The sequence below is a fragment of the Pseudomonas sp. C 49-2 genome, from assembly GCF_003970195.1.
GTDB lineage: Bacteria > Pseudomonadota > Gammaproteobacteria > Pseudomonadales > Pseudomonadaceae > Aquipseudomonas > Aquipseudomonas canadensis.
This window is the reverse complement of record NZ_RXYG01000001.1, coordinates 339,189-352,358: the sequence shown is the minus strand read 5'-3', so window position 1 is coordinate 352,358 and position 13,170 is coordinate 339,189. Positions and strand designations below refer to the sequence as shown.

The 13,170-nt window shown below is 61.3% G+C and carries 16 protein-coding genes and 1 pseudogene; 10 read left to right on the top strand and 7 right to left on the bottom strand.

The annotated features are described in order from the left end of the window. Window positions 1-18: 18 nt before the first annotated feature. Both EJ576_RS01605 and cyaY read right to left on the bottom strand, forming a co-directional pair. Entirely contained in the window at window positions 19-237 is a 219-nt protein-coding gene (locus tag EJ576_RS01605; protein WP_015886498.1) for a DUF1289 domain-containing protein, read from the bottom strand. 2 nt (window positions 238-239) lie between these two features. After that, window positions 240-572: an iron donor protein CyaY gene (gene cyaY, locus EJ576_RS01600; RefSeq protein WP_122729836.1), complete on the bottom strand. Its 333-nt coding sequence runs from the start codon at window positions 570-572 to the stop codon at window positions 240-242. Window positions 573-810: 238 nt separating this feature from the next. On the opposite strand from cyaY, the gene EJ576_RS01595 reads away from it, so the two are divergent. The 6 genes from EJ576_RS01595 to EJ576_RS01570 are packed head-to-tail and all read left to right on the top strand — an operon-like array spanning window position 811 to window position 5,396. Next, window positions 811-981, top strand: coding sequence for a lipoprotein (locus tag EJ576_RS01595; RefSeq protein WP_010207449.1), 171 nt, complete (start codon window positions 811-813; stop codon window positions 979-981). Between the two features lie 9 nt (window positions 982-990). Further along, window positions 991-2,238 (top strand): diaminopimelate decarboxylase, encoded by a 1,248-nt coding sequence (gene lysA, locus EJ576_RS01590; RefSeq protein WP_068935427.1) that lies wholly within the window; start codon window positions 991-993, stop codon window positions 2,236-2,238. 3 nt (window positions 2,239-2,241) lie between these two features. Continuing rightward, the gene (gene dapF / locus EJ576_RS01585) at window positions 2,242-3,072 is read left to right on the top strand and encodes a diaminopimelate epimerase (RefSeq protein WP_126569462.1); all 831 of its coding nucleotides are present in this window, start codon (window positions 2,242-2,244) and stop codon (window positions 3,070-3,072) included. 13 nt (window positions 3,073-3,085) lie between these two features. Next, entirely contained in the window at window positions 3,086-3,802 is a 717-nt protein-coding gene (locus tag EJ576_RS01580) for a DUF484 family protein (RefSeq protein WP_126569461.1), read from the top strand. A 2-nt stretch (window positions 3,803-3,804) separates the two neighbouring features. After that, on the top strand, window positions 3,805-4,704 hold the full coding sequence (gene xerC, locus EJ576_RS01575) for a tyrosine recombinase XerC (RefSeq protein WP_028618449.1): 900 nt from the start codon (window positions 3,805-3,807) through the stop codon (window positions 4,702-4,704). Beyond that, window positions 4,701-5,396: an HAD family hydrolase gene (locus EJ576_RS01570; protein WP_126569460.1), complete on the top strand. Its 696-nt coding sequence runs from the start codon at window positions 4,701-4,703 to the stop codon at window positions 5,394-5,396. Before xerC ends, EJ576_RS01570 begins: the two co-directional genes overlap by 4 nt. 169 nt (window positions 5,397-5,565) lie before the next feature. Here EJ576_RS01570 and sutA read toward each other — a convergent pair whose 3' ends face one another. The 4 genes and pseudogenes from sutA to glnK form a co-directional block, all read right to left on the bottom strand. Beyond that, window positions 5,566-5,892, bottom strand: a complete 327-nt coding sequence (sutA, locus tag EJ576_RS01565; RefSeq protein ID WP_016975879.1) for a transcriptional regulator SutA — start codon at window positions 5,890-5,892, stop codon at window positions 5,566-5,568. Window positions 5,893-5,994: 102 nt separating this feature from the next. Next, window positions 5,995-6,069 (bottom strand): annotated as a pseudogene (locus EJ576_RS01560) (YjbQ family protein); the annotation flags it as partial. Between the two features lie 211 nt (window positions 6,070-6,280). After that, window positions 6,281-7,618, bottom strand: a complete 1,338-nt coding sequence (locus tag EJ576_RS01555) for an ammonium transporter (RefSeq protein WP_016975881.1) — start codon at window positions 7,616-7,618, stop codon at window positions 6,281-6,283. Between the two features lie 34 nt (window positions 7,619-7,652). Continuing rightward, entirely contained in the window at window positions 7,653-7,991 is a 339-nt protein-coding gene (gene glnK, locus EJ576_RS01550) for a P-II family nitrogen regulator (RefSeq protein ID WP_002555808.1), read from the bottom strand. Between the two features lie 422 nt (window positions 7,992-8,413). On the opposite strand from glnK, the gene EJ576_RS01545 reads away from it, so the two are divergent. From EJ576_RS01545 to EJ576_RS01535, 3 genes are all read left to right on the top strand, one after another. After that, window positions 8,414-8,674 (top strand): accessory factor UbiK family protein, encoded by a 261-nt coding sequence (locus EJ576_RS01545; RefSeq protein WP_010207460.1) that lies wholly within the window; start codon window positions 8,414-8,416, stop codon window positions 8,672-8,674. A 17-nt stretch (window positions 8,675-8,691) separates the two neighbouring features. After that, entirely contained in the window at window positions 8,692-9,972 is a 1,281-nt protein-coding gene (locus EJ576_RS01540; protein ID WP_126569459.1) for an MFS transporter, read from the top strand. Window positions 9,973-10,066: 94 nt separating this feature from the next. Further along, the gene (locus EJ576_RS01535; protein ID WP_126569458.1) at window positions 10,067-11,563 is read left to right on the top strand and encodes a YifB family Mg chelatase-like AAA ATPase; all 1,497 of its coding nucleotides are present in this window, start codon (window positions 10,067-10,069) and stop codon (window positions 11,561-11,563) included. On the opposite strand, the gene EJ576_RS01530 is transcribed toward EJ576_RS01535, so the two are convergent. After that, window positions 11,560-12,144, bottom strand: a complete 585-nt coding sequence (locus tag EJ576_RS01530) for a TetR/AcrR family transcriptional regulator (protein ID WP_122730149.1) — start codon at window positions 12,142-12,144, stop codon at window positions 11,560-11,562. The genes EJ576_RS01535 and EJ576_RS01530 overlap by 4 nt on opposite strands. A gap of 111 nt (window positions 12,145-12,255) precedes the next feature. Here EJ576_RS01530 and EJ576_RS01525 point away from each other — a divergent pair, with 111 nt between their 5' ends. Further along, window positions 12,256-13,170: an ABC transporter six-transmembrane domain-containing protein gene (locus EJ576_RS01525; protein ID WP_178083514.1), complete on the top strand. Its 915-nt coding sequence runs from the start codon at window positions 12,256-12,258 to the stop codon at window positions 13,168-13,170.

Below are 13,170 nucleotides of genomic sequence, written 5' to 3'. Positions count from 1 at the left end.
CAAATAAACAAGACGGCCTCAGGCGTGGGCTCGGCGCTGCTCGGCCTCGGCGCAGATCACCCGGCGCCGCGCATCGTCGGCAGAGCGCCATTCACGGATATCTTCCACGTGGCGGAAGCAGCCGAGGCAGACTTTCTGCTCGTCTAGGCGACACAAACTGATACAAGGTGACGGCACCGCCGGGCTGACATTACTGAACAGCGGCTTCGGCGGGCGGACAGGTGCAGGCTGGGTCACAGTCAGATCTCGTCGAAATCCAGCTCGGCGCCGGCTTGTTCCAGGACCAGCCGCGCGAGCATTTCACTGAGCAGCTCATCGCTGGTATCGCACTGCCAATTGTTGTCTTCTTCGTTGTAATCGAAGTGAAAACCACCGGAACGTGCAGCCAGCCACAGCTGACGCAAAGGCTCCTGGCGACTGAAGATCAGTTGAGTGCCGTTCTCGAACTTGACGGTCAGCACGCCGGCCGAGTTTTCCAGGTCCACGTCCAGGCCGCTGTCGTCGAAAATATCTTCCAGCGCCTGCTGGGTCGCATCCACCAGGTCGTGAAAACGGGCTTCGGTCAAACTCATTGTGGCAACCTCAAAAGTGTCTGGTTTTGCTCAAGCGCCGCACGATACGGGCGAGCCCCGCCGATTGCAAAGGATACCGATTTCAACACGATTGACGGTGTGGAAAATCCTCAAGCAGCGTAGTCCGCTTCCCGGCCGTGTCGGCAAACCCCCGCCGGACGGGTATTCCAGCGCATAGGCAAGCTGGCGGGTGGTCGGTATACTCGGGCGCAATTAATGCATATTCAAGGATTTCGCCATGAAGCGCCTGATCTCTTCCCTTGCTGCGCTCGTCGCGGTCGCTTGCCTCGTTAGTGCCTGTGGTCAAAAAGGCCCGCTGTACCTGCCCGATGACAGCAAAGACCCGAACGAACAGGCGCAATCGTCGCAAAAGCCTTCCAAAGCGCATAAGCACGACACCTACGAATAAGGGACTTCCATGGACGCTTTTAACTACCGGGACGGCGAGCTGTTCGCGGAAGGCGTGGCGTTGTCCGCGATTGCCCAGCGCTTTGGCACCCCGACCTATGTGTATTCCCGTGCGCATATCGAAGCCCAGTACCGCTCGTTCACCGATGCCCTCGACGGTGTGCCGCACCTGGTGTGCTACGCGGTCAAGGCCAACTCCAACCTCGGCGTACTGAATGTCCTGGCGCGCCTCGGCGCTGGTTTCGACATCGTGTCGCGTGGCGAGCTGGAACGTGTGCTGGCCGCTGGCGGCAAGGCTGACAAGATCGTGTTCTCCGGCGTCGGCAAGACCCGCGATGACATGCGCCGCGCCCTGGAAGTCGGCGTGCATTGCTTCAACATCGAATCCACCGACGAGCTGGAACGCCTGCAAGTCGTGGCCGCCGAAATGGGCGTTCGCGCGCCGATCTCCCTGCGCGTCAACCCGGACGTCGATGCCGGCACCCACCCCTACATTTCCACCGGTCTCAAAGAGAACAAGTTCGGCATCGCCATTGCCGACGCCGAGGACGTATACATCCGCGCCGCGCAACTGCCGAACCTGGAAGTGCTGGGTGTCGACTGCCATATCGGCTCGCAACTGACCACGCTGCCGCCGTTCCTGGATGCGCTCGACCGCCTGCTGGCATTGATCGACCGTCTCGGTGAATGCGGCATCTACCTGCACCACATCGACCTCGGTGGTGGCGTGGGCGTGCGTTATCGCGACGAAGAGCCGCCGCTGATTGCCGACTATATCCAGGCGGTGCGCGAGCGCATCGAAGGCCGTGACCTGACGCTGATGTTCGAGCCTGGCCGCTATATCGTCGCCAATGCCGGCGTGCTGCTGACCCAGGTCGAGTACCTCAAGCACACCGAGCACAAGGATTTCGCCATCGTCGATGCGGCGATGAACGACCTGATCCGCCCGGCGCTGTACCAGGCCTGGATGAATGTCACCGCCGTGACGCCGCGCGCCAGCGAAGCCCGCGCCTACGACATCGTCGGCCCGATCTGCGAGACCGGCGACTTCCTGGCCAAGGACCGTCAGCTGGCCCTGGAAGAAGGCGATCTGCTGGCCGTGCATTCGGCCGGTGCCTACGGGTTTGTCATGAGTTCCAACTACAACACCCGCGGCCGTACCGCCGAGGTGTTGGTGGACGGTGATCAAGCGTTTGAAGTGCGTCGCCGCGAGACGGTAGCCGAGTTGTATGCTGGCGAAAGCCTGCTGCCGGAGTAAGCCATGCTGCTGCGTTTTACCAAGATGCACGGGCTGGGCAATGATTTCATGGTCCTCGACCTGGTCAGCCAGCACGCGCATATCCTGCCCAAGCACGCTAAACAGTGGGGCGACCGTCACACCGGCATTGGTTTCGACCAATTGCTGATCGTCGAAGCGCCGAGCAACCCGGAGGTGGATTTCCGTTACCGGATCTTCAACTCCGACGGTTCCGAAGTGGAACAGTGCGGCAACGGTGCACGCTGCTTTGCCCGCTTTGTGCTGGACAAGCGCCTGACCGCCAAGCGGCAGATCCGCGTCGAGACCAAGAGTGGCGTGATCGAGCTGGATATCCGCAGTGATGGCCAGATCAGCGTCAACATGGGCGCGCCACGCCTGGTGCCGGCGGACATCCCGTTCCAGGCTACCGAGCAAGCTGTCAGCTACGCGCTGGACGTTGATGGCAAGACCGTCGATATCGCCGCCGTGTCCATGGGTAACCCCCATGCGGTGCTGCGGGTCAACGACATCAATAACGCCCCCGTGCATGAATTGGGGCCGAAAATCGAACACCACCCGCGCTTTCCGGCGCGGGTCAACGTGGGCTTCCTGCAGGTGATCGACCGTAACCGCGCGCAATTGCGTGTATGGGAACGCGGCGCCGGCGAAACCCAGGCCTGCGGCACCGGTGCTTGCGCCGCTGCCGTGGCCGCGATCAGGCAGGGGTGGATGGATTCGCCGCTGCTGATCGACCTGCCCGGCGGACGCTTGTCCATCGAGTGGGCAGGCCCTGGCCACCCGGTGCTGATGACCGGGCCGGCCTCGCGCGTATACGAAGGACAGGTCCGTCTATGAGTGAGCCAATCCAATGACCGATAAGCCTCAAGTACCCGCAGAAGCGTTCCCGAGCGAAAGTCTGGAGGCCGCTGCCGTCGCGGCGTACCTTGAGGCTAATCCGGACTTCTTCGTCGAGCATGATGAACTGCTGCCGGCCCTGCGCATCCCCCACCAACGTGGTGACACGGTGTCGCTGGTGGAGCGGCAGATGAAGATCCTGCGCGAGCGTAATATCGAGATGCGCCACAAGCTCTCGCACCTGATGGACGTCGCCCGCGACAACGACCGCCTGTTCGAGAAAACCCGCCGCCTGATCCTGACCCTGATGGACGCTACCAGCCTGGAAGAAACGGTGATCGCCGTGGAAGACAGCCTGCGCCAGGACTTCCAGGTGCCGTTCGTGAGCCTGATCCTGTTCAGCGACAACCCGATGCCGGTGGGACGCTGGGTCAGTGGCAGCGACGCACAAACCGCCATCGGCGGCCTGTTGTCCGAAGGCAAGACCATCAGCGGCACCTTGCGCGAACATGAGCTGGACTTCCTGTTTGGTGCCGAACAGCGCAAGCAGATAGGTTCCACGGCGGTGGTCGCGCTCAGCCATCAAGGCCTGCACGGCGTGCTGGCCATCGCCAGCCGTGATCCACACCATTACAAAAGCTCAGTGGGCACGCTGTTCCTGACCTACATCGCCGAGGTACTGGGCCGCGTCCTGCCGCGCTTCACCACCGCCCTGCGCGCGGTGCGCTAGCCATGGAACGGCAACTGGACGCTTATTGCGCTCACCTGCGCAACGAGCGCCAGGTGTCGCCCCATACCCTGGAAGCCTACCGGCGGGACTTGAACAAGGTCCTGGCCTACTGCGAAAAACAACAGATCGGCAGCTGGAAGGCCCTGGATATCCAGAGCCTGCGCAGCCTGATCGCGCGCCTGCACCAGGCAGGTCAATCCTCGCGCAGCCTGTCGCGCCTGCTCTCGGCGGTACGCGGGCTCTATCACTATTTGAACCGCGAAGGCCTGTGCGATCACGACCCGGCCAACGGCCTGTCACCACCCAAGGGCGAACGGCGCCTGCCCAAGACCCTGGATACCGATCGCGCCCTGCAATTGCTGGATGGCGCCGTTGAAGATGACTTCCTGGCCCATCGCGACCAGGCCATCCTTGAGCTGTTCTATTCATCGGGCCTGCGCCTGTCGGAGCTGACTGGCTTGAATCTCGACCAGTTGGACTTGGCGGACGGCCTGGTACAGGTACTCGGTAAAGGCAGCAAGACCCGCGTGTTGCCGGTGGGCCGCAAAGCCCGCGAAGCCTTGCTCCTGTGGTTACCGCTGCGCCTGCTGACCAATCCGGCGGATGATGCGGTGTTTGTCAGCCAGCAAGGCCGGCGCCTGGGGCCACGGGCGATTCAAGTGCGGGTCAAGGCCGCCGGCGAGCGCGAGCTGGGCCAGAACCTGCACCCACACATGCTGCGACACTCTTTTGCCAGCCACCTACTGGAATCATCCCAAGACCTGCGCGCGGTTCAAGAGCTGCTCGGCCACTCCGACATCAAGACCACACAGATCTACACCCATCTGGACTTCCAACACCTGGCAACGGTGTACGACAGCGCCCATCCACGGGCCAAACGAATCAAGGGCGGCGACTCATGAGTATCAAGCTGATCACCTTCGACCTGGACGACACACTCTGGGACAACGTACCCGTCATCATCAGTGCCGAAGCGTCGATGCGAGAATGGCTGGCGCTTAACGCCGCCAAGGTCGGCGACTTGCCGCTGGAGCATTTCGCCAGTCTTCGCCAACAGGTGCTGGAACGCCATCCCGAGCTGAAACACCGGATCAGCATCCTGCGCCACCGGGTGTTGACGCATGCGTTTGAAGAAGCCGGTTATCCACAGCCCGAGGCTACGGAAATGGCGGATGTCTGCTACGAGACGTTCATTCATGCGCGCCACCAGCTCACCCCATTCCCCGAAGCCGAGCCCATGCTGCAAGCGCTTCGCCAGCACTTCCTGCTAGGGGTGATCACCAACGGCAACGCCGATGTGCAGCGCGTTGGGCTGGCGGATTACTTCCACTTTGCCCTTCGCGCAGAAGATATCGGCATTGCCAAGCCAGATGCGCGATTGTTTCAGGAAGCGTTGCAGCGTGGTGGGGTGGATGCCAATGCGGCGGTGCATGTTGGCGATCACCCAGGGGACGACATTGCTGGGGCGCAGCAGGCGGGGCTTCGAGCGGTGTGGTTTAACCCGACGGGCAAGGCGTGGGATGCGGATAAGCGTCCGGATGCCGAGATTCGCAACCTGGCGGAGCTGCCAGAGTTGCTCCGCAGCTGGAACTGACACCGAACCCAATGTGAGAGCTGGCTTGCCTGCGATAGCGGTCTATCAGGCACATTTTCATTGACTGACACTGCGCCATCGCGGGCAAGCCCGCTCCCACAGGGTATTGCGCTAGGCATGAAAAAGCCCGCAGCGACGGCGGGCTTTTTCTTACAAGCGGGTGCTGACCTCAGATAGGTCGGCTGCCGTACTTGTTATCCGGCTTCTTCGGTGGATCCGCCACCACGTTGGCCTCGACTTCCTGCACTTTGCCGCCTTTAGCGAGGAACTCTTCCATCGCACGGGCCAGGGCATCACGCTCTTTGTTCTTGGCTTCAACGCTCGGCAATTCATCGACCGACACCGCTGCCTTGGCTTTGCCTTTGGCAGCCGGGGCAGGTGCGTCATCGCCACCGTCGTCGTCAGCAACGTCTTCCGCCGCCGCTTCCAGACCTTCTTCGGTGTCGTCTTCGTCACCTACTTCGAGTTCGTCGTTTTCCAGATCATCGTCGCTCATGTTCTACCTCATGACTTGCGAAAAGCAGATTAGTTATAGCCCAGCTTCACCCTCTGTCGAGGCAGCCGGAAGAAAATCAACATCCACTGGGTAACCAGTGGCTTATGCCCCATCACCGTGCAAGGTGGCGAGGACTTTACGAGCACCGCCATGATCACGGTGCTCGCCCAGATAAATACAGTTCTGCGCCCATCGGCGCGCATTCTAGCGCGCTCTGGGAAAAAACAAAGTGTCGAATACGCCTACATGCCTGTAAGACATTCGCACGCTGAAAAGTGCCGTGTGCATCCCATCACAAACACGGCGTAAAAACCGCTACACATTGGTATGACTGACAAACGCCAGGCAAAAAAATGCCCGGCAAGCCGGGCATCTTTTTTTCACGCTATTACAAGTTGTAGCCGCGCTCGTTGTGTTGCGCCAGGTCGAGTCCGACGGCCTCTTCCTCTTCGGTCACCCGCAGGCCCATGACCATGTCCAGCACCTTGAGGATGATGTAGGTCACGATCGCCGTGTAGATCACAGTGAAGCCAACGCCTTTGCACTGGATCCAGACTTGCGCAGCGATGTCAGTCACCGTGCCGAAGCCGCCCAGCGCAGGGGCTGCGAACACACCGGTGAGGATCGCACCGACGATGCCGCCGATACCGTGCACGCCGAAGGCGTCCAGGGAGTCGTCGTAGCCCAGCTTGCGCTTGAGGCTGGTGGCGCAGAAGAAGCAGATCACACCGGCAACCAGGCCGATCACCAGGGCGCCCATCGGGCCCACGGTGCCTGCGGCTGGGGTGATTGCAACCAGGCCAGCGACTACGCCCGAGGCAATGCCCAGTGCGCTTGGCTTACCGTGGGTGATCCACTCGGCGAACATCCAGCCCAGCGCAGCAGCAGCGGTAGCGATCTGGGTGACCAGCATCGCCATGCCGGCAGTGCCGTTGGCCGCAGCCGCGGAGCCGGCGTTGAAGCCGAACCAGCCGATCCACAGCATCGCCGCGCCGATCAGGGTGTAACCGAGGTTGTGCGGAGCCATCGGGGTGGTCGGGAAGCCTTTGCGCTTGCCGAGCACGATGCACGCCACCAGGCCAGCCACACCGGCGTTGATATGCACCACGGTGCCGCCAGCGAAGTCCAGCACGCCCCAGTCCCACATCAGGCCACCGTTGCCGCTCCACACCATGTGCGCGATCGGCGCGTAGACCAGGGTGAACCAGATCGCCATGAAGATCAGCATCGCAGAGAACTTCATACGCTCGGCGAAGGCACCGACGATCAACGCCGGAGTGATGATGGCGAAGGTCATCTGGAAGGTGATGAACACCGCTTCCGGGAACAATGCCGCAGGGCCAGTGATGCTGGCTGGGGTCACGCCTGCCAGGAATGCCTTGCCCATGCCGCCGAAGAAGGAGTTGAAATTGACGACGCCCTGTTCCATACCGGTGGTATCGAACGCGATGCTGTAGCCGTAGACGACCCACAGGATGCTGATCAGGCCGGTGATCGCGAAGCACTGCATCATCACCGACAGAATATTCTTGGAACGGACCATGCCGCCGTAGAACAGCGCCAGGCCAGGGATGGTCATGAACAGCACCAAAGCGGTGGCGGTCAGCATCCAGGCGGTGTCGCCGGAATTGAGGACTGGAGCAGCCACTTCGTCTGCCGCCATGGCCAGGCTTGGCATTACGATGGACAACAGGGCTCCGAGCCCTGCGAATTTACGCAGAGTCATATTGTTTTCTCCTGGGGCGTTGGGGTTTGGCGGCTTAGATTGCGTCGGTATCGGTTTCGCCGGTACGGATGCGAATAGCCTGTTCCAGATTGACCACGAAGATCTTGCCGTCACCGATCTTGCCGGTGTTGGCGGCCTTGGTTATCGCCTCGATAACCCGATCAAGATCCTTGTCGTCAATGGCGACATCAATCTTCACCTTCGGCAGGAAATCGACCACGTATTCCGCGCCGCGATACAGCTCGGTATGACCCTTCTGCCGACCGAAGCCTTTGACCTCAGTAACGGTAATGCCCTGCACGCCGATCTCGGACAACGACTCGCGCACATCGTCCAACTTGAACGGCTTGATGATGGCAGTGACTAGCTTCATGAAAACTCTCTCCCGAATTGGTGGACTTGCCCCAGGAAAACAAACCCGTCTCAAGTCTAAGCGCAGTGCCTGGCTTTGTAACGCGTCGTCGCCTCGGCATTTGCCTTTGCGACGCCAGCGAACCACTGGTGACGAAACCTGTACCCCTGATCCGTCGGCGCACTGCATTCGTCACAGCGACTGCATCAGTGCATGGGTCATGATCGTCTAAGCAGAAACCTTGCCAGCTCCGTAAAAATCACTGAAATCAGTCCTTTGCCCACTTATGCCCACCGGCGGGCCTCTTCGGCGGTTGCAATGCGCACAAAAACAGTGCGCCGCCGCCCGGCCCTCTGCGCGAAAAGCGTGCGCCCGCCGTCGTGAAAAAGACTATAGACGCTGCGTGATACACTGCCGGCCAACTGTTTTCCGGAATATTTCCCATGCTCGCGCCCAAAGACCTCCTCGACGCCCTGAGCGGCCACGCCTCTCGCCTGTTCAGCGGTGACACGCCGTTGCCCCGCAATGAAATCGAAAGCCAATTCAAGGCATTGCTGCAAAGCGGTTTCAGCAAGCTCGACTTGGTGAGCCGGGAAGAGTTTGATAGCCAAATGGTAGTGCTGGCCCGAACGCGTGCGCGGTTGGAGAGCCTGGAGGCCAAAGTGGCCGAGCTGGAAGCGCGGTTGACGCCAGCGGGCGAATAACCGGCATCAATCGGTCCATGTGGGGCTTGCCGGCCCTCGACCGGCGCCTGCTGAAAATACAATTCAGCTTTTTGCTGGTGGTACTCGGTGGCCGCTGCAACCAACTCGCCGTGGCGTGGTGGGCCTTGCAGGAAACCGGTTCCGCCCTCGCCTTCGCCAACATGATCGCCTGCTCCATCGCGGCAGAGGTGCTGGCCCGCCCGCTGCTGGGATGGCTGGGCGACAAGTACAACAAGATCCTGATCCTCAGGCTGGCATCCCTGACCAGCGTGCTGACCGCGCTGTCGATGGTTTTTCTGTCTGCGACTCAGCTGTTCAACCCCTGGAGCGTCGGCGCCCTGATGCTAGTCAGCAGTGCCGTCGCCGGTGTGCGTGACCCGTTGCAGTCATCGATCATTCCCTTGTTTGCGCGTGACGATCAGGTCTCACTGGCCATGCGCACCAAAAGCATGCTCTCGTCCGTTTCCAACCTGCTTGGGCCAGTCATGGCCAGCGCATTGATTTTCAGCTTCGGCACCACGCTGGCGTTTACCGTCGACTTCTTTGCGATGCTTGGCGCGGCAGTGCTGATTACCTCGATCCCACTCCGCCTCGGCGCCAGCGCCCCCGATGAACAAAGCCCGGCTGCCAGCGGCTGGCGCATGATTTACTCGGGGTTCAAGGCGGTCTATCAGGTGAAAGTCGAGTTCTACCTGGCCCTTGTGGCGATGCTCGTCAACTTTGCCCTGTTTCCGTTTTTTACCATCCTGCTGCCGCTCTACGTGAAGACGGTTATCCACTTCCCGATCACTTACCTCGGCCTGCTGGATGCGTGCTTCGGCCTGGGCATCCTGGCGGGCAGCTACAAGATCACCGGTTGGTTGACCTATCGGGTGTCCCGCGACCTGTGTGTCGCCGCAGGCTTTGCGCTGTTGGGCGGCAATATGTGGCTGGCCGGCACGCTCTCATCGATAGTCGTCGTGCCCCTGGCGTTTTTCTGCGGTGGGGTGGGCCTGATGCTGATCAACATTCCGACCTCTGCCGTGAGGCTGCTGGCGACCCCCAAGCAACATCGCAACCGGATGTTCGCCACCGTGTCCTTCCTGTCCGCGGCAGCCAGCCCGTTGGGCAGTTTCGCCATGAATGGCTTGATCGCTTACCTCGGCGTCGCCCTGACCATCGCGTCGCTGGGGGCGATGGTGCTGGGGTTGTCACTGCTGGTGTTCCTGATTCCCGATTTCCGCACCTTTATGCGCACCCCAGACACTCAACTCAACGGCGCTTACCTGGATAAGTATCCCGGCGCCTTTGCACGTTGATACGTCCTGTAAAAGTCTGATTCGTTGTACTTCCGTTCCCTCGACTACCTTTGAGAAACCGCAGGAAGCGGTCTCCATTGTTCAAGGAACGAGCATGTCCCTCGCCATCGTCCACAGCCGCGCCCAGATTGGCGTGGAAGCCCCCGCCGTCACCGTCGAAGTGCATATGGCCAATGGTTTGCCATCCCTGACGCTGGTGGGCTTGCCGGAAACGGCGGTCAAGGAAAGCAAGGACCGGGTGCGCAGCGCCATTCTCAATTCTGCGCTGCAATACCCTGCCCGCCGCATCACGCTGAACCTGGCGCCCGCCGACCTGCCCAAGGACGGCGGGCGTTTTGACTTGGCGATTGCCCTGGGAATCCTGGCGGCCAGCGCGCAGGTGCCGGCGTTGACGCTCGACGACGTGGAATGCCTGGGAGAACTGGCACTGTCCGGCGAAGTGCGGGCAGTGAAAGGCGTGCTGCCGGCGGCCTTGGCGGCACGCAAGGCCGGACGCACCGTGATAGTGCCGCGGGCGAATGCCGAGGAAGCTTGCCTGGCGTCGGGGTTGAAAGTGATCGCCGTGGATCATTTGCTGCAGGTGGTGGCGCACCTGAACGGACATCAGACTATCGAGCCCTACAAATCCGACGGTTTGCTGTACCTGAACAAGCCTTACCCGGACTTGAGCGAAGTACAGGGTCAGCTCGCTGCCAAGCGCGCACTGCTGATTGCCGCGGCGGGGGCGCATAACCTGCTGTTCAGCGGCCCGCCCGGCACCGGCAAGACATTGCTCGCCAGTCGGCTGCCAGGTTTATTGCCACCGTTGAGTGAGCAGGAAGCGTTGGAAGTGGCGGCGATTCAGTCGGTCGTCAGCCTGGCGCCGCTGAGCCATTGGCCACACCGACCGTTTCGCCAGCCGCATCACTCAGCGTCGGGCCCGGCGCTGGTGGGAGGCGGGTCAAAGCCGCAACCGGGAGAAATCACCCTGGCCCATCACGGCGTACTGTTCCTGGATGAGCTGCCAGAGTTCGACCGCAAAGTGTTGGAGGTGCTACGCGAACCACTGGAATCAGGGCATATCGTAATTTCCCGCGCCCGCGACCGCGTAAGTTTCCCGGCGCGCTTCCAACTGGTGGCCGCCATGAACCCCTGCCCGTGCGGGTACATGGGCGAACCCAGCGGACGCTGCCGCTGCACGCCGGAGCAGATCCAGCGCTATCGCAACAAGCTCTCCGGGCCACTGCTGGACCGCATCGACTTGCACCTCACTGTGGCGCGAGAAACCACCGCGTTGAATCCTACCCGGCAGGCGGGCGATAACACGGCCGAGGCGTCGGCACGGGTCGCCCAGGCCCGCGATCGACAACAGCAACGCCAAGGCTGTGCGAATGCTTTCCTTGATCTGCCGGGGCTACGCAAGCACTGCAAGCTGGCGAAGGTCGACGAATGCTGGCTGGAAAACGCCTGTGAACGGCTGACGCTTTCCCTGCGCGCAGCCCATCGGCTGCTCAAAGTGGCGCGTACCTTAGCCGACCTTGAGCACGCCGATAGCATCACCCGGGCACATCTGGCGGAAGCGTTGCAGTATCGGCCTGCAGCTGTTGGCTAGGGTGACGCGGGGAAGTCCAGCAGCAACCGCGCCACTTCCATCACTTCATCCAAGGCCGCCTCGGCCGATTCCGTGGAGGGTTTGAGCATCAAGTCGTCGGCGTATCCCATCGCCACGGCAAAGATCTGGCGGGCAGCGCGTTGTGGCGAGTCACAACGCAGGACATTGGCAGCGACACCTCGCTCGATCACTTCGGCGAGCATGCCTTGCCATTGAGCATTGATTATCAGGTAAGCCTGGGCCATTTGCGGGTCTTGCATCGCTTCGTCCCAGGCATCCAGCCACAGCGCCCAGCCTGCATCCGCCGTGCTCGGAAGGCAGTCACGCAGAAAACCCACGAAGGCTTCCAGAGGTGGTGCTTCTGCCAGAGGCGCCCGCACTTCGTCCAACTGTTCGTTGGCAAACCGCACAAAGGCTTCGCGGCGCAGCTCCTTCCAATCACTGAAGTAGTGATAAACGTGGCTACGGGACAGCCCGGCATGTTCGGCCAGGTCGCGGGTGGACACATCGGCAAACCCCTTGCTGCGAAACAGCTCCAGGGCGGCGGCGATGATCTGGTCTTTACGGTCGATACGCGACATGGCAATTCCTTTCGGCACCGGCAGATAAGCGGCGCTTGCTTTTTGAGCGATCGCTCAAGGACACTTGAGCAGTCGCTCAATAATAGCGTCTATCATCCCTTTGGTGCACCCATGACATCCGTCACTCCTCAAATCCTGATCGAAGAAAGCAAGAAAATCGGCCAGCAATCCGCCGGCCAGACCCTCAAGGCGATCGCCAAAGCCTATCCCGGCAAGCTGTTCGGCACGCTGTCATTGGTCGCACTGGAAAATGCCCTGCTGCTGGCATACCCGTTGTTTGCCGGGTTTGCGGTGGATGCAATCATCCGTGGCGATGCCAGCAACGCTCTGTTCTATGCCGCCGTGGTCCTGGCGTTCTGGGTCGTCGGTGCGGCACGCCGGGCGCTGGACACACGAACCTTCACCCGGATCTACGCCGACCTGGCGGTGCCGGTGATTCTGAACCAGCGCCTGCAGAACCACAGCACCTCCAAGTCAGCGGCACGGGTGGTGCTCGCACGGGAATTCGTCGACTTCTTTGAGAAGCACGTGCCGATCATCGCCACGGCGCTGGTATCGATTATTGGCGCGGCGGTGATGCTGATCGTGATCGAGCCCTGGGTCGGCCTCGCGTGCTTGGGCGCACTGGTGCTGTGCATCACGCTGTTGCCGCGCTTTGCCCTACGTAACCAAGAGCTGCATGAGCGCCTGAACAATCGCTTGGAAAAGGAAATCGGCCTGGTGGAAAAAGTCGGTGCACCGACCTTGCGACGCCATTACCAGGTGCTGTCGCGCCTGCGGATCTGGCTGTCAGACCGCGAGGCGGCTGCGTACCTGTTTCTCGGCACGCTGGCCGCCTTGCTCTTTGTGGTCGCCATCAGCCAACTGGCCTTGTCCGCCGCCGTCAAGGCCGGTCACGTGTACGCGGTCATGACTTACCTGTGGACCTTCGTCACCAGCATGGACGAAGCCCCAGGCATGGTCGACCAACTGGCGCGCCTCAAGGACATCGGCAAGCGCGTGGACCCAGGGCTGGGCGACCGCTAG